The following is an 18,847-nucleotide window of genomic DNA, read 5'->3' on the forward strand; positions in this document are numbered from 1 at the left end:
TTCGGAATAACGTGGCATGAATGCTCCCATGCCGCCCCTGATTGGTTAAATTCAGGCGAAATCGCCAACTGGACAACTAGGCTGACAGAGGGGGGTACCTGCGTGAACGTTATCGTCGTGAAGCAGAGCTGGCCCTAAGAGGGGAGCAACTTGAACTCCGTGTTGCTGAACGAACGGCCGATCTGGAACATTCCAACCGCAAACTGCTGGATGAAATTCGCGAACGCGAGCGCGCCCAGAGTGAGTTGCGAGAAACTCAACAGGAGTTGATTCAAGCAGCCAAACTGGCGGTGTTGGGGCAAATGTCGGCGGGTCTTAATCACGAAATGAGCCAGCCGCTTACTGCAATCCAAACTTACGCCAGAAACAGTCGGCGGTTTTTAGAGAAAGGCGCCGCCGATATGGTGGATGAGAACCTCGGTGAAATCGTGCTTCTGTGCGACAAAATGGCAGAGCTTACCCGCCAATTCAGAGTGTTTGCTCGCAAATCGGAAGGGCCGCCAACCATTGTGGATTTTCGCCTGTCTGTGGATGCGTCTCTGAAAATTATCGCGGCGCAGAAGAGCAGTGCAGACATTGATATTCGTTGGAACCGCCCTGAACAGCCGGTGCTATGCCATGGCGATTTGATTCGAATTGAACAGGTTATGGTTAACCTACTGGCCAATGCGGTGCAGGCCGTTGAGAACCAAAAGCAGCCGGTCATTACTGTAGATGTTGAAGAACAGGGAGAGAGCTGGCGTTGTTTTGTTCGGGATAACGGTCCAGGCCTACCAGCAAATACAGAGCAGATTTTCGAACCCTTCTTTACGACCAAGTCAGTGAAGCAGGGGCTGGGGCTGGGGTTGTCTATTTCAAGGCAGATTGCGGATGCCTTGGGTGGCCGGCTTACTGGGCGCAATCGCAGCGATGCGCCAGGTGCAGAATTTGAATTTACCCTGAAAAAACGGGAGGCCACGGAATGACGGAACCCTCGATTATTTTTGTAGATGATGACCCACACATCCGTAAAGCCATGACCCAAACACTCACTTTGGAAGACTTACCTGTGAGTTGCTTTGAGAGTGCCGAATCGGGCCTTGAGGTTATTACGCCGGAATACAACGGCGTTGTGCTGTGCGATTACAACATGCCGGGCATGGATGGGCTTGAGATGCTGAACGCGATTCAAGCAGTGGACAAGACCATCCCCGTTATCATTCTTACCGGCCAAGGCGACATCAGTACGGCAGTGTCTGCCATGCAGCAGGGCGCTTATGATTTTATTGAGAAGCCGTTTGATCACGATGCCTTGATTGAACTCCTGCGTCATGCTCTGGAAAAGCGCCATTTGGCGTTGGAAAACCGCAGGCTCAAGGCGCAGTTGCGCCACCTGGCCCGCCCCGGCCCGAGAATTCTCGGCGACACGCCCAGCATGCAAAAGGTGATGGATACCATCACGCCCATTCTGGATATTTCTGCCAACACTTTGTTGTTTGGTGAGACTGGCTCCGGTAAGGATGCGCTGGCCCGTTATATTCATGAGAACAGCCCAAGGGGCGCGCACAATTTCGTGGCGATTAACTGCGGCGCGGTGCCCGAAAACCTTATCGAGAGTGAGCTGTTTGGCCACGAAGCAGGGGCCTTTACCGGTGCGGATAAACGCCGTATAGGTAAGATTGAACATGCACACTTGGGCACTTTATTTTTGGATGAAGTGGAAAGCATGCCCATGCCGCTGCAGATCAAACTGTTGCGTGTGCTAGAAGAACAAAAGGTAGAGCGCTTGGGCAGCAACCAAGTGCAGGATGTGGATGTTCGCATTATTGCGGCTACCAAAGCCGATTTGAAGGCACTCAGTGATGAGGGGAGCTTTCGTGCGGATCTGTATTACCGGCTGAATGTGGTGAAAGTGGATATTCCTCCCCTACGGGAGCGTAAAGAAGATATTCCCATGTTATTTCACCACTTTGTGCTGATCGCCGCAGCCCGGTATGACCGGGAGAGCATTCCGCTAGATGCCAGTCAGGCTGCGCGCTTGATGCACCATAGCTGGCCGGGAAATGTTCGTGAATTGCGTAATTTGGCAGAGCGTTATGTGTTGTTGGGGCCGTTGGCTTTGGATGACAGTGAGCCGGTGGCAAAAGCAGATGTGAGTGGGCGGAGAACGCTTGCAGAAATGATGGATAGCTTTGAACACTCCGTGCTGACCAGCGCCCTCAATGCGTGTCACGGCAGTATCAAAGACACCATGGTGCAACTGGGTGTTGCTCGAAAAACGCTCTACGATAAGATGAAAAAACATGGCTTGGATAAGGCTCAGTTTAAGGACTAAGCCTTATCCTCGTGCACAGCTCCGGTTTTGGCTTACCGGTATCCGGCGCTTTAATTCAGGCCAAGGCATAGTTTTGTTTGTTAAGCATGGCAGCAGCTGCCAAAGGCGGATTAGAAGTTTTTGGAGTGGAGTGTTTGGTGTCCTAAGATCTGATAGGTTATTACCGATAGTTTCTAAAAATAGATGCACTTAAGGCGCCCCTTTTTTGTGGGCAGAACGTATACTCTTCATAATATGTAGCATATATACCCACAAGTTGAATGGGCTAACATGACCAGAAACAAGTCTCGCGACGCATTCGATATTGTCCCTTGGAGCCAGAGCTTTGAGACGGGTGTAGAAATTATTGACGAGCAGCATCGCCAGCTGGTTAACCTGTTGAACAATCTTGCACACCAATATGTCTATGGCTTCGAAGCTGAACAATTCAAAGACATTGTTAGTGGTCTGGTCGATTACGCTAAGTATCACTTCGAAACAGAGGAGTGCCTTTGGGAGGAAGCGTTCGAAGGTGATGAATGGCTTGTTCAGCACCGCAACTCCCATGATGGCTTTGTTGGGAAAGTTCGCGAAATGCAGGCACAGGTTGAACACAGCGCAACTTTGTCTGGTATTGATGATTTACTTTCGTTTTTGATTAGTTGGCTTGCGCATCATATTTTACACGACGATAGAAGCATGGCCTTTGCACTCAAAGAGCTCCGCAAGGGACAGACACTGGCCGACGCCAAAGCGATATCGAAAAAGGCACTGAGTGGTCAGGCATCGAGCTTGATTCATAGTGTACTCGCGATGTACAAGCAGCTATCGGGCTACACACTTGCGTTGCAGAGAGAGGTGCATGCTCGTGATATGGCCGAGAGACAGTTGCGGGAACAGGAGAGCTACTGGAAGTCAGTATTGGGGGCAACTAATGACTCTCTTTGGGACTGCAACCTGCAAGTTTCGGATGTAACCGACCGTGAAGACACTGCGAAATTTTTAACCAAAGCCGGCCAGCGGATTCATCCCGAAGACTGGCCGGGTGTGAGAGAAGATCTTATCGCTCATTTGCTGGGCAACACTGAGGTGTTCAGCCATCACTATCGTGTTTTGGAAAGCAACGGCAAAGAGTGTTGGGTGCAGTCACGGGGCAAAGTGATTGCTCATGATTCCGATGGTCGCCCGTTACGTATAATTGGCACCCAAACAGATATCACTGAGCGCAAAACGCAAGAGTTGGTTCTACTGCGGGAAAGGGATACCCGCTTATTGATTAGTGATTTTGCATCAGACTTTATGACGTCTGCGCCGGAAGAATTCGATACGGTTATAGAACGAGCCTTGCAGCGAGGCGGTGAATACATGGGGGCAGACCGCACCTACATTTTTCTTGTTGATGACAATCGCGAGTACATGAGCAATACCCATGAATGGTGTGCGGCCGGCATTTCTCCAGAAATAGATAATTTGAAGAACATTCCTTCGAATCTGGTTCCTTGGTGGTGGCAACAATTGAGTTCTACCGGCTATGTGCTGGTTCCCGAGGTGAGTGGTATGCCCCCTGAAGCGCATGCCGAATATGTCATTCTGGAGTCTCAGGGTATTAAGTCTGTCTGTGTGTACCCGCTGTATATGAAAGATGAGCTTACAGGGTTTTTGGGAAACGATGCGGTTCAAGCGGCACAGAATTGGGGTGCGGATGTTTTAGAGTTTTTGGGGTTGATGAGTGATCTTTTGAGTATTGCTCTGGAATACAGGCAGTTACAAAAGCACCGCGAGCAAGCAAGGCGTCGTCTCGAGCGGGCGGAGCAGCAAGCTCATGTGGGCCACTGGGGCTATGACCTGAATTCGGGCGAGGTATTCTGGTCTGAGGAAACCTCCCGGATTATCGAACGGGATCTAACATTTTCAGCGCCAACATATCTGGATATGGTGCATCCAGAAGACCGTAAGGAAGCCTACGAGGCTTTCCAGAAAGCCAAAAACGAAATAAGTCATCTGCAAACAGAGCATCGGGTGTGCCTTTCGGGCGATCGGAACAAATATCTGGAAGTTCGTGGTCAATTTGAAGCTGGGCCCGATGGCAAGCCAGCCAGAGTAGAAGGTACGGTTCAAGATGTAAGTGAGCGAGTAGAGCACAGGGAACAATTGCGTCGCCTTGCCTATGAAGATGAACTGACCGGTTTACCAAACCGAAGAGCACTTGATAAGAAACTTCAGCAGGAAGTTGAGCACTGTAAACAGCATGGTAAGCATTTGGTTATGGCTTTGCTGGATCTGGACAACTTTCGTGAAGCAAACGACCGTTACGGCCCAGCGCTGGGGGATGAAATACTGGTGGCGTTGAGTCGTCGCATGCAACTGGTTTGCGGCGAATCCGCAGTTGTTAGCCGTATTGGTGGCGATGAATTTGTGGTGTTGTTTCCGAGAATGGTTCCAGATGACGATGCGTTTCCACAACTGCGCAGGTTGCTGGCCGCAATCAACGAACCACTGGTCGTCTCAGGTGTAGAGGTGAATATAACCGTCAGCATCGGTGTCACGTCTTATCCGCAACCTGGGAATCCGGCAGAAGAACAACTATTCCGGCAGGTTCAGCAGGCACTTTATCAAGCCAAAATGCAGGGCAAAAATCGCTTGGAGCAATATGACATCCAGCTGGAACACAACACGCGAGCATTGACTTGCAAACTGGAGGAGATCAAACAAGCGCTGTTGGATGGAGAGTTCGTACTTTACTACCAACCACAGGTCAGTATGGCCGAGGGAACCGTCCTCGGGGTGGAGGCACTTATACGCTGGCAGAAACCGTCGGGTGAAATTGTGCCACCGGGAGTTTTTCTACCCGTGATTCAGGATCACCCGTTAGAAGTGGAAATTGGGGACTGGGTTATCAATGCAGCATTGAGCCAGATAGGGGTATGGCAGGAACATGGGTTACATCTGGAAGTAAGCGTGAACGTGACCAGCTTACAAATTCTGGACGACAGCTTTACGAGTAAACTGAAAGCAGAGTTGGCAGTTCACCCTCTGGTGCCGGCGCGAGCGCTTAAAATCGAAATACTGGAAAGCAGCGCGTTGCACGATTTGGAGAAAGTCAGCAGGGTTATGAGGGAGTGCCGGAAACTGGGCGTACAGTTTGCTTTAGACGATTTCGGCACAGGTTTTTCTTCGCTTTCTTATCTCAAACACTTACCTGCCAACATATTAAAAATTGATCAAAGCTTTGTTCGCAACATGCTCAATGATCCAGGTGATTTGTCTATCATCTCCGGCATAGTGGGTATGTCGCAGGCTTTCGGTTTGCAGGTTCTTGCTGAAGGTGTAGAAACAGAAGAGCATGGTGATCTATTGCTACGCCTTGGATGTGAGTTGGGCCAAGGCTACGGTATCGCCCGGCCAATGAAAGCTGAAGATCTGCCGGGCTGGGTTCTCAACTGGCAGATCCCCAGTGACTGGCATGAGCAGAAGCCAGTCGCGTTCCAGAACATACTGCTTCTCCACGCTGAGGTGGAGCACCGATATTGGGTGAACCGGTTAGAGCAGTGGCTACAAGGTAAAGTTGATGTTTTACCAACTTTGCAGGCCACCCACTGCAAGGTCGGTAGTTGGATTGAACAAGATGGGCGCCGTCGTTTCAAAAATAACCCGGCTTTTATCGAATTAGTGATTGATCACGAACGCTTGCATCAGGCAGGAGATGAGGCTGTGGCCGCGCATGCCCATGGCGGTGAGCATGTGGTTAACGAGAAGCTGTCTGAAATACGTGAATGCAGGGATCGGGTTTTATTGGCTCTGAGACGATTACAGAGCTAGATTTATGACACAAAAGAACATCGAATTTTAGCTGCTAAAGTTCCGCATCTTAGACATTAAATGGCTAATCGAAATAAAGGTAAATTTAACGCTATGCTTTTAACGAAAAAGAATGCCAGACACATGCTCGAGGACGTTCTGGATGGCAAGAATTGGCAGAGTGCGCCTGAGTGGTTATCACCTTTGGTGGCCTACTTAAAAGATTCGAGCCAAAAAGAACTGGGTATCGCTAATGGTGTGGTAAGTGTTTCTTTGCACACTTCCGAGCTGGGATTAAATGCGTTGGAGTTTGACGCCCGGATTAATAATCTGGTTAACAAAATCCAAACCCTTGCAGCCGCTATCGAAGAAATGTCAGCCAGTGCCTCAGAGGTAGGTAGCCTTGGTCAAGATGTCTTACATCAAGCGTCTAGTGTTCATGGGTATACTAAGGAATCAAGTTCGGCATTAGATGAAATGGAAGCTCGTTTGGCAGAAGTCGATGTCTCTCTAACTCAGGCGTATGAAGAGATGGCAGCCCTCGCGGAGAAGACTAAAAGCATTGAATTCCTAACGAATACCGTCAACGAAATATCAGATCAAACAAACCTGCTTGCGCTTAACGCTGCCATTGAAGCCGCACGTGCCGGTGAAGCCGGGCGTGGGTTTGCCGTGGTTGCAGATGAAGTGCGTAAGCTTGCCGCACGCAGTGCTGAGGCGGCCGAAGAAATTAACGACATCGTTACTAACATTACAGCTAGCTCTGGAGGAGTCCAGCAACGGTTGAGCCGGTCCGTTGATGCCGTGAAAAAATCTGGGGAGAGCCGGGAGCGAGTTTATAATGCTATACAGCATTCACGGGAATCTGCGAATCAGAACTTTGATCAGGCGACAGCTATTGCTTCAGCCGCTGAAGAACAGAGTCAGGTCTCCCATGACATGGCGGAACAAGTTAGCTCCAACTCTGAAGATTCCGATGCTATGGCCCGAATTTTTCGTGGGCTGATGGAAGCCTTGGCACCGCTACGAACCGATGCTAGGGATATCTTTTCGAACGTGCGCGTAGTTACACCGTGTCTGGCGCTTGCCAGTGCAAAACGTGATCACGTTGTTTGGGTTGACAGGATCATTCGTTTCGCAATTTTCGGTGAAAAAACGATCACAGAGGATGAAATCAAAGATCATAACGAATGCCGTCTTGGTCAGTTCCTGATCAGTGAAAAAGCCAAAGGAGTTTTGAAACTAAGTAGTGCAGAGCGCCTGATCAAGGAAGCTCACCCCAAAGTACATGCTGTAGGGAGAGAGCTTTTCAAGTTGGCACAAGACTTCAACAGCAGCCGTATTGATCCAGACAACTATAATGCTCAATCCCAAGAGCTGATGAGTAAGTTAAAGTCGTCATCATTAGAGGTGATTGAACTACTAGATGCACTGATAACAGAAACCACTGCCAGCAGTGCTGTCCGTCATCAGTAAAGGGATTACTCCGGTAGCTTATCGCGAAAGCTGAAAAACCTTAGCAACCGCCAACCTCATCAGAGGTTGGCTTCTGCAAACTCCGCGAGTAGTGAGCGTGGTACACCTTGCAGGTGAATATGTCCACCATGGCTGAAGGTCTTGAAGCGTTCGGTCATATAGGTGAGGCCAGAACTCAATGCACTAAGATACGGCGTGTCGATCTGTGCCAAGTTGCCTAGGCAGATCACCTTGGAGCCGTTACCTGCGCGGGTGATGATCGTTTTGATCTGGTGCGGAGTCAGGTTCTGGGACTCATCAATAATGATCAGGCTGTGTTGGAAGCTGCGACCACGAATGTAGTTCATGGATTTGAAGTGCAAAGGCACCTTGCTGAGAATATAGTCCACGCTAGCGGTCATATTCTCATCGTCTTCGTGTAGGGCTTCCAGATTGTCCACGATGGCACCCAACCAGGGCTCCATTTTTTCCGCCTCTGTGCCGGGCAAAAAGCCGATGTCTTCATCCAGCCCCTGTGTTGAACGTGTAGCAATAATCCGCTTGTAGAGCTTGCTGGCCACGGTCATCTCAATGCAGGCTGCCAGCGCCAGAATGGTTTTACCGGAACCTGCGGAGCCCGTGAGGTTAACCAAATGGATATCGGGGTCCAGCAGCAGGTTCAGTGCCATGGCTTGATAGATATCCCGAGGTACTAGGCCCCAGACTTCTTCGTTCATCAGGTCGTGCTGGTGCAGATCACGGATAACCACTTGGGTGTCTGTAATCTCAACGGCTCTGCCGATAAATCCCTGTTCATCAAGCACAAATTCGTTGATGTTGAGTTTTGCCAGCTCGCCCTCGCGTTTGAGAATATGCTCGGTTGCGCCTTGCCTTTGCACAGTTTCCACTTTGGCGATGGTGTCCCAAAACGAATTGGGGAACTCAATGTAGCCTTTTGGCAGTAGGTCGATGTCATCAACCAACTGGTCGTTTTGGTAGTCCTGAGCTTCTACACCGAAGCCTCGGGCTTTCAGGCGCATGTTGATGTCTTTACTGACCAGTATGATGTCCCGTGACTTGTGCCGCCCCTGAAGTGCTGCGAGTGTGTTGATAATCTTGTTGTCGTTCAGGTGCTCCGGCAGTGAGTGGTTGCCGGTGTGTTCGGTGCTCATCAAAATGGACAGGGTGCCTAAGGGCTCTGCCATTGTTGCGCGCACGATCGGAACGCCTTTTTCGATATCTTTGGGGCTGGCATCACCAAGAAGTCTGTCGATGGTGCGGATAGCCTGACGACAATCCGCCGCCACGCTCTGCTTCCCGCTTTTCAGGCCGTCGAGTTCTTCCAGGACGGTCATCGGGATTATGACATCGTGTTCTTCAAAATTGAGGAGGGCGTTCGGGTCGTGGATCAGGACGTTGGTATCGAGGACATACATGGTTCTTCGAGCTTGCGGTGCACTTTCCGGTGTTCTGGGCATAAGGGGCGCTACCTCTGTGATGGTTCAGTCGTTACGGGCGCAGCGTTTTGTAAGCTCCTCATCCGAGACGATTTTTAGCATATCGTAGGTGGTGACAATACCGGTTATCTTTGAATCCCGTGTGACAAAAATACGGTGCAGGTGTTCATTCATCATAATGTTGGCAATGTCGCGCACCGGTGTTGTCTCGTCAACCGATAATACGATGGGCGTCATAATATCGCGCACTTCTACCGGCACTTTCCCCATCTCTTCAAAAAGCACCATACGTAAGCGTCGTGCTTCCTGATGCTCCTCTGCTGTAAGCTCTTTGTCAGCATCAGAGCGGGTGGCGTTCCAGCGAAATTCTGTGATGTCCTTGAGGGTGGCAATGCCAACAATTTCGCCAGATTCATCCGTAACAGGGCTACCGGTAATTTCGTTGTCGGTAAGAAACCGCGCTAGACGATCCATTGTCCAGGATTGGGGCACCGCCTTGATACTGGGCGTCATTATCTCGTATGCGAGTACGGTCATTAGGTGGTATCTGCCTTGTAAAGTCCTTTGTCCAGAGCTTAGCCTTTCATACCCTGTTCGTCACCCCTCAGTTGCTGCCGGTTTGCCTTACATCAACCAGATTGCCGCTCTCGTCATAGGTCAGTTCAAAACCCTGATAGCGTTCATGGCCTGCTAGCCGCTCCAGCTCCTCCATGGATTGCACTGGTATATCAACCAGAAGTGAGTTGACCAGCCAGCCCGGCAGAGCGCCCGTAGGGTCTGTGTGTTGCAGCCAGATCATCCGGGTTTTATTGCCTTCTGGAATAAAGCGGTAAAACGTTTCTGAGTGTTCAACTCTTACGCGGCTGCTGTTTTCTACTCGCATGCCTGGTGTCGCGCTCATTTCCATAATAATCTCGCCAGACGCTTCGTTTCCCTCTGTGCGGATGTGCAGAACATAGTCTCGATCTGTTACCGGCCAAGGCATGTCGTTTACCGAGTAGGCATAGCGGTCGTGAAAGTTGCCTTTACCGATGCCGTAGGACTCGCTGCAATTGAGTACCCACTCAACGCACGATGCTGGATCCACCATCACCGCCATTATGGTTTCAATGGGGGCGTCGAGAAGAGCCACGGCCTTGAATGCCTGAAAACTGGAGCTGCCTTGATCCATGGTATAGATTCGGATATCGCCAGCTTCTTTGCGCAAGGTCCAGGCCTCGCTGTCTTCTTCTGGTAAAGCTGCGTGTGCGGTGGTGGTTGCCATGGCTGAAACCAATAGGGCGCAAAGCGCACCACTGACAACTAAGGCCCAGCCTTTAAAGCTTTGGGCATGGGTGTTTCTCATAAGCTACACTTCCTAGAATAATGTGGGCGGAGTCTAACATGCGCAGTGGGGTGCTTTAGCCGCCGAAACAGGGGATTGTGAACCAGGTAACCACCCGATGTAGCAATTCGTTAAATTGGCCCGATCTGACGAAGAACATGACGATAAAAAAACTGATTGATGCGAAAGGGCAATTCTCGCCTGGAGTGCTGAGCCAAGCTGTAGATGAAATAAACTACATGGACTACGACTTGCGTACGGTGATGGATCGACCGCGCTCGAAGCTGGCTCGGCGCTGGCGGTTTAACCAGTTCCAATTTGTAAGTGCCACTGGGCCAGATTGGGTCTTTGGCATGGCGCTGGTCGACCTGAAGCTGGTGGGGAGCGGGTTTTTCTACCTCTATGATTTCGCATCCGGGCAAATGCTTGAGCACAGCTTCATGAGCCCACTAGCGATAGGAACTCGAATAGAACCTAACCCTGAACATGGCTCGGCGTCTTTCAGAAAAGGAGACGTTTCTATGCGCATTTTGCCTTTCGTCGGGGGTAGATCCATCTCGGTGTCTGCGCCTAATGGTATCCGCGTGGAGTTAACACTGAAAGAGGATAACGATCCTTTGCGACTAGTTTGCCCAGCGGGTTACAACGGCTGGGTATTCACACGCAAGTCGGCAGGTGTGCCGGTTGAAGGTGAAATTCGCTGGGATCATCGTATTTGGCGATGTGACGAAACCGCCCGTGGTGCCATTGATTGGAGTTGCGGCTTTATGCGCCGCGAAACAGCTTGGAATTGGGCCAGTTTGGCAGGGCAGCTGCAAGACGGACGGTCGCTGGGCCTCAATCTGGCTGCGGGCGTAAACGAAACCGGTATGACAGAAAATGCACTTTGGTTGGAGGGTAAATGCCATAAGCTTGGCGCAGCTCAGTTTCGCTTCGATCGCTATCAGTCTGGAGGCAACTGGCACGTAACAACGGATGATAATCGCGTTGACCTACACTTTGAGCCTGCCGCTGCGCGTAAAGAAAAGCTTAACGCGGGGGTATTGGCATCTAATTTTCGGCAATACGTGGGAAGGTTTAACGGAACTATTATCGATGAGAGTGGTAATAAGGTTGCCGTTCAAAATATGAAGGGGTTGGTCGAGGACCATTTCGCGCGGTGGTAATACATAGCGCCTGCATCCAAGAAGTGTGCAGGCGCTTAATTAAGCTCAACGTTCGGGCAGGGTTACGTTCAGTTCGAGCACAGAACAACTGCCATTTCGGTCCACTTCCACCTGAACCATATCATCACTGATTTGCACATATTTGCGAATGACCGCCAGTATTTCTTGCTGCATTTGCGGCAAATAATCGGGCTGGTCTCGCTGCCCACGCTCATGGGCAACAATAATTTGCAAACGCTCTTTTGCAGTGCTGGCGGAGCTTGATTTCTTGCCTCTGAAATAATCGAGGAAACTCATCCGTTAGCCCCCCTTGAACATCCGTGAAAAGAAACCTTTTTTCTGGTTGGTCATGAAGCGGTGTTCACGCTCCTCACCCAACAGGCGAGCAACGGCGTCGTCATACGCCTGACCTGCGTCGCTTTCGGTTTCAAGAATAACCGGCAACCCCTGATTTGAGGCATTGAGAACCACCTGACTCTCGGGAATCACACCCAGTAAAGGGATGGCCAGTATCTCTTCAACGTCTGCAACGGAAAGCATCTCGCCCCGCTCGACGCGATCTGGATTATACCGTGTTAGCAGCAGGTGCTCTTTAACTGGGTCTTCACCCATTTCTGCGCGGCGGGATTTGCTTTGCAGGATGCCAAGAATGCGGTCCGAATCTCGAACGGATGAAACCTCAGGATTGGTAACCACAATGGCCTCATCTGCAAAGTGCAGAGCCATTTGGGCCCCGTGCTCAATCCCAGCGGGTGAATCGCAGATGATGTAGTCGAAGGTTTCAGAGAGTTCGTTGATAACTTTTTCAACGCCCTCTTTAGTCAGAGCTTCTTTTTCTCGGGTTTGGGACGTTGGGAGTATGTAGAGCGTATCTACCCGCTTGTCCCGGATCAGTGCTTGGTTCAAGGTAGCATCGCCTTGTATGACGTTAACAAAGTCATACACTACACGGCGCTCGCAGTTCATGATCAGGTCTAGGTTGCGCAGGCCTACGTCGAAGTCAACCACGACGGTTTTGTGGCCGCGCTTGGCAAGGCCTGTGCTGATGGAGGCGCTGGTGGTGGTTTTACCAACACCGCCTTTTCCTGAGGTAACGACAATAATTCTAGCCAAGGTTTAATTCCTGTATCTCGATGGATTCGTCGTGTCTGCCGGCTTTTGGCCCGGTCACATTATTCTGTTCGATTCCAGTGTCAGGCCTTGTCCAGTGGTGCCACCACTAACAGGTCATCCCTGAGCTGAATCTGCACAGCGCTTTTCCAGCCGCTATTCTGAAGATCTTCGGAGATTTTATAGTGTCCGGCGATGGACACAAGCTCTGCCTCAAGGGATTGACAGAAAATTCGTGCAGATTCGGCGCCATGAATGCCCGCCAAGGCTCTGCCGCGCAGTGGGCCGTAAACATGGATGTTGCCAGCAGCGAGCACTTCTGCGCCCGCCTGAACCGGTGCCAGTATAACCAGATCGCCCTCTGGCGCATGAATTTGCTGGCCTGAGCGCACTGGATGGCTGATGACCTTGGTTGCGGGTGCTTCTTTCACTACCTGAGGTTCCGGCGCTGCCGGTGTTTGTATAGTTTCGGCTTCTGCTTCGTGATTTCTATCCCGTTGACCGTTCCCGGGCATAAGCGCGAGAGAAGCGCCACGAGCAAGGCGGCGTTGGTCATCATTGCCGCCACGAACACCAATAACGTGAATGTTATTGCGCCGACAGGCACCGATAATCTTAAAAAAGTCCAACTCACTGTCCAGACCTTCGTACTTTTCCAGACTTATAATCAGGGGGATATCACGAAAAAATCCGGGAGCCTGACTGATTTTGTTTCTCAGCGTGTCTTCAAACTCGTCGTTATCAAAGTAATAGAGTTCTAGAGCGGTCATGGAAACACTGGCGCTTTTTAGTTGGAATACCTGCTGTTCCCTTGTAGTAGCGGTGTCACTCATGAGTGGGTCTCTTCCTTGATGGTTGGCTCTGATGGGCTGCGTGGGCGTAGTGGTGAATCTTCAAAACGTATACCCGACCAGCCAGAGCCCATAAACTGACGAATATTGCTATGGCTTTCGCCGGCTGGGTCATTTAGCACCTGCTGATAGTGTTGCGCGAACAGTTTCAGGGTGTCTGCCTCGTTGAGAGAGCAATGAAGGCCGAGAGCAAATACTTTGCATGAACCTGCGTTTTCTCCCTCGGCATTCACTAAAGGGCCATTCTGAAAGCTTGTGGGCTTGTAGTCGAAATAGCGCTCGATTAGGGCCAGAGTGTCATCAAAGTCTGCATGGCGGCCATCGATCGAAGCCAAGTGGATGCGTAGCGCTTCGTTTACCTTCATTACTTGTGATCCTGTTTTGGACCCGTTTGGTGCTGGGCTTTCCACTGCTCGTATGGCATGCCGTAAATTTCTTCCCGCGCAGCCGGGTCGGAAATCTCGAAGCCGCGTTCACTGGCCTCTGCGCGATACCATTTAGAAAGGCAGTTGCGGCAAAATCCGGCCAAATTCATCAGATCAATGTTCTGAACGCTAGGGTTGTCTCCTAGGTGCTTAACCAAACGGCGAAAAGCTGCTGCTTCAATTTCAGTGCGCTCAGAGTCTGGAATAGGGTTCGACATGGGGCCTCGTTATGCTATCCGATGGTTGTTTTGGAGATTCCTGACATTCTCAGCATCTTACTTTAAGATACAAGACTGTATGAATGTACAGAAACCCGACGTGAGCCCAGTAATTATGCCTCAACGCAAGATCATCCATGTGGATTGCGACTGCTTTTATGCAGCAGTTGAGATGCGAGATGATCCAACATTGCGCGATGTTCCGCTGGCGGTAGGGGGTGAGGGCGGCCGAGGGGTGGTAACAACCTGCAACTATAAAGCCCGGGCTTTCGGTGTGCGCTCGGCCATGCCTGGCGGAGAGGCCCGCCGGCTCTGCCCCGGCCTAGTTACTGTTCCGCCAGATATGCCCCGTTATCGCGCGGCATCACAGAAGGTCATGAGCATACTGCGGGAACTCACTGATCTGGTTGAGCCACTGTCGCTGGATGAAGCGTTTTTGGATGTATCCGATGTAACCGACCATAAGGGCAGTGCCACGCTGATGGCTCGCTATTTGCGAGAGCGGGTAGAAAAAGAAGTCGGGATCACCATTTCCGCCGGGGTTGCTCCCAATAAGTTTCTCGCCAAGATTGCCAGCGACTGGCAAAAACCCAACGGGCTGTTTGTGGTGAAGCCTGATGAGGTGGAGGATTTCGTTCGCGAGCTCAACGTTGAAAAACTGTTTGGGGTGGGGCAGGTAACGGCCGCCAAGCTTCACGCGCTTGGCGTTAAAACCTGCGGAGATTTGCAGGCGTTGGGCGTGGATGTATTGATCGAGCGTTTTGGTAAACAAGGTTATCGGCTTCATGAAATGGCGCACGGCCGGGACGAGCGGTCGGTGGTGGTTTCCCGAATTGCCAAATCTGTGAGCGTAGAGCGCACTTTCTCTCAGGACTTACCAGATTTGGCCGCTTGTGAAACCGTATTGGCGTCGCTGGCGGCCGATCTGAATTTACGGCTCGCCCGAAAGGCCAAAGATAAACCCATTCATAAACTGTTTATAAAAATACGTTACAGCGACTTTTCAACACACACTCTGGAGCGAGTACGAGACAACATAAAGGAGCCTGAGCTTGACGATTATTTACCGCTTCTCAATGAACTGGTAACCAATCGCGAGCGACCGGTTCGCTTGTTAGGCTTGGGCGTGCGGTTTAGGAATGATGATGCACCCGTTACCCAGTTAAGGCTCTTCGATTAAGCTCACCCCGAAAATAAGCCTAGAGAGGTACTGAAAAAGTAAGCGGCTGAAAGGTACCCCATTAGACCACCAATAAAGGCGCCAGCTACAACGTCTGACGGGTAGTGCAAGCCCAGTACAACACGCGATGCAGCTACGCTCAAAGTAAACGGAGCCGTTGCCAGCGCCAGTTTTGGCATTGTCATGAACAGTATGGTTTGAAAGCAGGCAGCGTGGAGCGTGTGGCCTGAAGGAAAACTGTAGCGGTCTAAAGGCGGCGTTCCGCAGTTAATGGAAGGGAACGATATAAAAGGCCTTTCGCGGATTAGCCAGCGTTTAAGAAGTTTGTAGGTTAGGGTGCAGGTCAGCCCGGTTAGGGTCATTAACAATGCTAGGCCAGCGCCCATCTCAGGCTCTAGGAAAGGGATAGCTAAAATCAAAGCGTACCAGAACCAACCGTCTCCCAACCGGCTTACCCATTGGAAGTAACGCATGACCGGTCGGAACTTAACGACTCGGTTGATGGACTGGCAGAATGCGTACTCACGCCGATCTGCCAGTTCAAAGAATCGAAATGCTTTGCTTGTTTCGGGCATGGAGTCGGGCCTTTGGGTTTTGGTTCAACACAAGTTTTTCGAATTGTTTGATCCGCGACTCCCAGTTCAGCTTGAGAGCTTCAATCCGCGCTTGGGTGCGAATACGTTTGAGCAGGCTTGGCTGATTTGCCAATCGAAGGGCTCCGTTAATAAACCGCTCATCCTGATCTAGGGGGGCCTTGATGCCGTTTTCTTCATGGCGAATGTGTTCATGGGCGGCTGCATCGTTGTACGCCACAACGGCGAGGCCACTGGCCATTGCTTCAAGTACAACATTTCCGAAGGTGTCTGTTTTACTTGGAAACAAAAACAAGTCGCCGGATGCATAGTGGCGAGCCAACTCATTGCCAGACTGGGCGCCGCAAAAAATATAGTCTGGGTGCTTCTCAGACAATTGTTTGCGCATGGGGCCGTTGCCCACCAGCACGAACTTGGCTCGTGGGTATAGCTTGCGTATTCGTTCATAGCATGCGACGGCTGTTCGAATGTTTTTCTCGGCTGCTAGTCGTCCGACATAGAGCACTGCCCGGTCATTTCCCTCAAGCCCCCAGCTCGCGCGCAGAGATTCGTCCCTCTTATCTGGGGTGAAGCGTTGGCAGTCCACACCCCGACTCCAAAGGCCAGTTGGCGTGATGCCCATGTTTGAGGTGACGTGTTGCATCTTGGTTGTTGGAACAAGTGTGATGTCTGTGCGGTTGTGGAACCAACGGCCATAAGCGCACATTAGCTTTTCCAAGGCCCCAAAGCCGTAATATCGGCTGTACTGGTGAAAGTTCGTGTGGAAGCCGGAGCCGACAGGTAGCCCCATTGTTCGCGCTGCTGAAACAGCTGCTATGCCCAAAGGCCCTTGGGTGGCTACGTAGACTGCATCGGGGCGGTTTGTTTGCCACAGTCGTTGAAGCTGGCTGCTGCTGGCGATGCCAACACGTAAGTCGGCGTACCCGGGGAGGGGCAGGCTAGCTACAACATGCTCATTCGCAAACAATGCATTGCCGGCACTCGGTATCAAACCCTTTCTCTCGTAGCGTTGTCTAGGCCGTACAATGGTAACTTCGTGGCCGTGTTGAACGAGTCCAAGGCAAAGGTGTCTTAGTGTGTTGGCAACCCCGTTGATTTCTGGCGGAAACGTCTCGGAAACGATGGTAATGTGTTGTTTTCGCGGGCCAGCCAGTCTAGTTTCTGTCACGACGTTCCCCATGGCTTTTCATTGGTATGCTTTTACTATGGGAGCGGCCGGTGACAGGCGTGCGACACTCTTATGACATTCTCTTTACGCATTCAAAAACCTGAAGCGGAGGCGCTATGCAAACCCGAAAACTAGGCCGTACAGACATTGATGTGAGCCTGATATGCCTTGGCACCATGACCTGGGGCGAGCAGAATACCGAGCAGGAAGCCTTTGAACAGCTGGATTACGCCACGTCTGAAGGTGTGAACTTTATAGACACGGCAGAAATGTACCCCGTGCCACCGAGGGCTGAAACTCAGGGGCTGACTGAGACGTTTCTGGGCAACTGGCTGGCACAACGTGGTCGTCGTGACGATTTGGTGATTGCATCTAAGGTTACTGGACCGGGGGATGGATTCGGCTATTTGCGGAGTGGTCCGCGCCTCACCCGTGATCACGTCATCGAAGCCTGTGACGCCAGTCTAAAGCGCTTGAAAACTGACTACATTGATTTGTACCAAGTGCACTGGCCGGATCGTAACGCGAACTTTTTCGGTAAGCTTGGCTACCATCACGCCCCGAAAGAGAAGTCCACGCCGATCGAGGAGACTCTGGAAGCGCTCAATGAGCTTGTACAAGCCGGTAAAGTCAGGCACATAGGGATCTCCAATGAAACACCTTGGGGCGCTATGGAGTATTTGCGTTTGGCGGAAAAGAATGGTTGGCCGCGCATTGCTAGTATTCAGAACCCTTACAGCCTCTTAAATCGGTCGTTTGAAGCCGGTATGGCTGAGATAGCCCATAGAGAGCAAACGGGGTTGTTGGCTTATTCCCCGCTAGCGTTCGGTATGTTGTCGGGTAAATATATGGGCGGAAAGTGGCCAGAAAAGGCGCGTCTCACGCTTTATGAACGCTTCAGCCGCTATACCAACGAGCGCGGAGCTGATGCCACTCGCGCATACGCGGAGCTCGCTTGGCAGAAAGGGTTGGCTCCGGCCCAGATGGCGCTGGCCTACGTAAATAGCCGCAGTTTTCTGACCAGTAACATTATTGGCGCCACCAATATGGAACAGCTCCGCGAAAATCTAGACTCAAGCAACGTGAGCCTCAGCCAAGAAACTCTGGAAGCTATTGAGGCAATTCACCAAGAGTTCACCTATCCTTGCCCGTGATTAGACGGGTGTTTATTAATAAACGCTAAGATTTTGAGGCCAAAAGGAATTGGCCGTGCTTGGTGAAGATTAAGTTACGTTTAGAAACCTAGTTGATCATATTTTGACAAAAAGCCTGTGAACTCGTGACAAAAAAGCGGTGTCATTGCGCGTCGTTTCACATTATTTTGCAGCTCAAGGGTTAGACTTTGGCCTAGGGTATGAGTAAACTTCCATTCCGTTTAAGAGGTCGCCTTAAGTATCATGATTATCCGCATTTTTGTCGCATTGCTTGTTCTCAACGTCGCCGCGTTTGTTGTTCGCGCCGATGCGTCTGAGCGCGCGTTCAAGGCGACAAACGAAACCATGACCGTTGAAGATGTCTACGAGCTTCAACAGCGGGTTTCCGGCGATATTGACGAAGACGATTCAGATACTATTGCCGTTGCCGAAATCGGTTCCCGCTTGTTGAGTCTTTCTCTGGTGCATTCAAGCAGCACCGGCAAGCATTATGCCTCCCAGCCAGCTCAGGCTGATCACGGCATAGCGTTATTGAATGAGGGCGCTTGCCTCAATCTTAAGTGGAATTTCTGATTCTCTAGTCCGCAACACTCTGGCTCTTTCTTCTCTTAGCATTTTCCCCCTCTTTTTGCTCTTAACTGCTTTCTGTACGCTC

The 18,847-nt window shown here is 51.0% G+C and carries 17 protein-coding genes and 1 pseudogene; 8 read left to right on the forward strand and 10 right to left on the reverse strand.

Annotated elements, in window-relative coordinates; translation table 11 throughout:
* Positions 1-95: 95 nt before the first annotated feature.
* The 4 genes and pseudogenes from MWU62_RS06710 to MWU62_RS06725 form a co-directional block, all read left to right on the forward strand.
* Positions 96-965 (forward strand): annotated as a pseudogene (locus MWU62_RS06710) (ATP-binding protein); the annotation flags it as partial.
* On the forward strand, positions 962-2,314 hold the full coding sequence (locus MWU62_RS06715; protein WP_247114136.1) for a sigma-54 dependent transcriptional regulator: 1,353 nt from the start codon (positions 962-964) through the stop codon (positions 2,312-2,314). The pseudogene MWU62_RS06710 and the gene MWU62_RS06715, both read left to right, overlap by 4 nt.
* 270 nt (positions 2,315-2,584) lie before the next feature.
* Entirely contained in the window at positions 2,585-6,112 is a 3,528-nt protein-coding gene (locus tag MWU62_RS06720) for a bacteriohemerythrin (protein ID WP_247114137.1), read from the forward strand.
* A 60-nt stretch (positions 6,113-6,172) separates the two neighbouring features.
* A complete protein-coding gene (locus MWU62_RS06725; protein ID WP_247114138.1) occupies positions 6,173-7,567 on the forward strand; it encodes a methyl-accepting chemotaxis protein in 1,395 nt (464 codons plus the stop codon).
* Positions 7,568-7,626: 59 nt separating this feature from the next.
* Here MWU62_RS06725 and MWU62_RS06730 read toward each other — a convergent pair whose 3' ends face one another.
* The 3 genes from MWU62_RS06730 to MWU62_RS06740 all read right to left on the reverse strand — a co-directional run bounded on the left by MWU62_RS06730 (position 7,627) and on the right by MWU62_RS06740 (position 10,348).
* Positions 7,627-8,982: a PhoH family protein gene (locus MWU62_RS06730; protein WP_247114449.1), complete on the reverse strand. Its 1,356-nt coding sequence runs from the start codon at positions 8,980-8,982 to the stop codon at positions 7,627-7,629.
* Positions 8,983-9,048: 66 nt separating this feature from the next.
* Positions 9,049-9,540: a CBS domain-containing protein gene (locus tag MWU62_RS06735; protein ID WP_200361819.1), complete on the reverse strand. Its 492-nt coding sequence runs from the start codon at positions 9,538-9,540 to the stop codon at positions 9,049-9,051.
* A 67-nt stretch (positions 9,541-9,607) separates the two neighbouring features.
* Positions 9,608-10,348: an START domain-containing protein gene (locus MWU62_RS06740; RefSeq protein WP_247114139.1), complete on the reverse strand. Its 741-nt coding sequence runs from the start codon at positions 10,346-10,348 to the stop codon at positions 9,608-9,610.
* Positions 10,349-10,485: 137 nt separating this feature from the next.
* Here MWU62_RS06740 and MWU62_RS06745 point away from each other — a divergent pair, with 137 nt between their 5' ends.
* Positions 10,486-11,493 (forward strand): DUF2804 domain-containing protein, encoded by a 1,008-nt coding sequence (locus MWU62_RS06745; RefSeq protein WP_247114140.1) that lies wholly within the window; start codon positions 10,486-10,488, stop codon positions 11,491-11,493.
* 45 nt (positions 11,494-11,538) lie between these two features.
* On the opposite strand, the gene minE is transcribed toward MWU62_RS06745, so the two are convergent.
* The 5 genes from minE to MWU62_RS06770 all read right to left on the reverse strand — a co-directional run bounded on the left by minE (position 11,539) and on the right by MWU62_RS06770 (position 14,097).
* On the reverse strand, positions 11,539-11,790 hold the full coding sequence (gene minE, locus MWU62_RS06750) for a cell division topological specificity factor MinE (RefSeq protein ID WP_247114141.1): 252 nt from the start codon (positions 11,788-11,790) through the stop codon (positions 11,539-11,541).
* Between the two features lie 3 nt (positions 11,791-11,793).
* Positions 11,794-12,606: a septum site-determining protein MinD gene (minD, locus tag MWU62_RS06755; RefSeq protein WP_247114142.1), complete on the reverse strand. Its 813-nt coding sequence runs from the start codon at positions 12,604-12,606 to the stop codon at positions 11,794-11,796.
* Positions 12,607-12,686: 80 nt separating this feature from the next.
* The gene (gene minC, locus MWU62_RS06760; protein ID WP_247114143.1) at positions 12,687-13,436 is read right to left on the reverse strand and encodes a septum site-determining protein MinC; all 750 of its coding nucleotides are present in this window, start codon (positions 13,434-13,436) and stop codon (positions 12,687-12,689) included.
* Positions 13,433-13,819, reverse strand: a complete 387-nt coding sequence (locus tag MWU62_RS06765) for a HopJ type III effector protein (protein ID WP_247114144.1) — start codon at positions 13,817-13,819, stop codon at positions 13,433-13,435. Before MWU62_RS06765 ends, minC begins: the two co-directional genes overlap by 4 nt.
* Entirely contained in the window at positions 13,819-14,097 is a 279-nt protein-coding gene (locus MWU62_RS06770; RefSeq protein ID WP_247114145.1) for a DUF1244 domain-containing protein, read from the reverse strand. Before MWU62_RS06770 ends, MWU62_RS06765 begins: the two co-directional genes overlap by 1 nt.
* A 115-nt stretch (positions 14,098-14,212) precedes the next feature.
* On the opposite strand from MWU62_RS06770, the gene dinB reads away from it, so the two are divergent.
* Entirely contained in the window at positions 14,213-15,277 is a 1,065-nt protein-coding gene (gene dinB / locus MWU62_RS06775) for a DNA polymerase IV (RefSeq protein ID WP_247114450.1), read from the forward strand.
* A gap of 2 nt (positions 15,278-15,279) precedes the next feature.
* Here the strand turns inward: dinB and MWU62_RS06780 are convergent, their stop codons facing one another.
* The gene (locus MWU62_RS06780) at positions 15,280-15,852 is read right to left on the reverse strand and encodes a phosphatase PAP2 family protein (RefSeq protein WP_247114146.1); all 573 of its coding nucleotides are present in this window, start codon (positions 15,850-15,852) and stop codon (positions 15,280-15,282) included.
* Positions 15,818-17,038 (reverse strand): glycosyltransferase family 1 protein, encoded by a 1,221-nt coding sequence (locus MWU62_RS06785; RefSeq protein WP_247114147.1) that lies wholly within the window; start codon positions 17,036-17,038, stop codon positions 15,818-15,820. Before MWU62_RS06785 ends, MWU62_RS06780 begins: the two co-directional genes overlap by 35 nt.
* A 116-nt stretch (positions 17,039-17,154) precedes the next feature.
* On the opposite strand from MWU62_RS06785, the gene MWU62_RS06790 reads away from it, so the two are divergent.
* Both MWU62_RS06790 and MWU62_RS06795 read left to right on the forward strand, forming a co-directional pair.
* A complete protein-coding gene (locus tag MWU62_RS06790) occupies positions 17,155-18,192 on the forward strand; it encodes an NADP(H)-dependent aldo-keto reductase (RefSeq protein ID WP_247114148.1) in 1,038 nt (345 codons plus the stop codon).
* A gap of 243 nt (positions 18,193-18,435) precedes the next feature.
* Positions 18,436-18,765: a hypothetical protein gene (locus tag MWU62_RS06795; protein ID WP_247114149.1), complete on the forward strand. Its 330-nt coding sequence runs from the start codon at positions 18,436-18,438 to the stop codon at positions 18,763-18,765.
* The last annotated feature ends 82 nt before the right edge of the window (positions 18,766-18,847 follow it).

Origin of the sequence: Marinobacter sp. S6332, assembly GCF_023016045.1 — a bacterium.
Classification (GTDB): domain Bacteria; phylum Pseudomonadota; class Gammaproteobacteria; order Pseudomonadales; family Oleiphilaceae; genus Marinobacter.

Bases quoted from the DNA above. Each gene is read 5' to 3' on its own strand.
- MWU62_RS06735 (WP_200361819.1), bottom strand. From the start codon at position 9,540: ATGACCGTACTCGCATACGAGATAATGACGCCCAGTATCAAGGCGGTG.
- MWU62_RS06790 (WP_247114148.1), top strand. From the start codon at position 17,155: ATGCAAACCCGAAAACTAGGCCGTACAGACATTGATGTGAGCCTGATA.
- MWU62_RS06725 (WP_247114138.1), top strand. From the start codon at position 6,173: ATGGCTAATCGAAATAAAGGTAAATTTAACGCTATGCTTTTAACGAAA.
- MWU62_RS06770 (WP_247114145.1), bottom strand. From the start codon at position 14,097: ATGTCGAACCCTATTCCAGACTCTGAGCGCACTGAAATTGAAGCAGCA.
- MWU62_RS06745 (WP_247114140.1), top strand. From the start codon at position 10,486: ATGACGATAAAAAAACTGATTGATGCGAAAGGGCAATTCTCGCCTGGA.
- MWU62_RS06715 (WP_247114136.1), top strand. From the start codon at position 962: ATGACGGAACCCTCGATTATTTTTGTAGATGATGACCCACACATCCGT.
- minC (WP_247114143.1), bottom strand. From the start codon at position 13,436: ATGAGTGACACCGCTACTACAAGGGAACAGCAGGTATTCCAACTAAAA.
- MWU62_RS06740 (WP_247114139.1), bottom strand. From the start codon at position 10,348: ATGAGAAACACCCATGCCCAAAGCTTTAAAGGCTGGGCCTTAGTTGTC.
- MWU62_RS06795 (WP_247114149.1), top strand. From the start codon at position 18,436: ATGATTATCCGCATTTTTGTCGCATTGCTTGTTCTCAACGTCGCCGCG.
- dinB (WP_247114450.1), top strand. From the start codon at position 14,213: ATGCCTCAACGCAAGATCATCCATGTGGATTGCGACTGCTTTTATGCA.
- MWU62_RS06765 (WP_247114144.1), bottom strand. From the start codon at position 13,819: ATGAAGGTAAACGAAGCGCTACGCATCCACTTGGCTTCGATCGATGGC.
- minE (WP_247114141.1), bottom strand. From the start codon at position 11,790: ATGAGTTTCCTCGATTATTTCAGAGGCAAGAAATCAAGCTCCGCCAGC.
- MWU62_RS06720 (WP_247114137.1), top strand. From the start codon at position 2,585: ATGACCAGAAACAAGTCTCGCGACGCATTCGATATTGTCCCTTGGAGC.
- MWU62_RS06780 (WP_247114146.1), bottom strand. From the start codon at position 15,852: ATGCCCGAAACAAGCAAAGCATTTCGATTCTTTGAACTGGCAGATCGG.
- MWU62_RS06730 (WP_247114449.1), bottom strand. From the start codon at position 8,982: ATGTATGTCCTCGATACCAACGTCCTGATCCACGACCCGAACGCCCTC.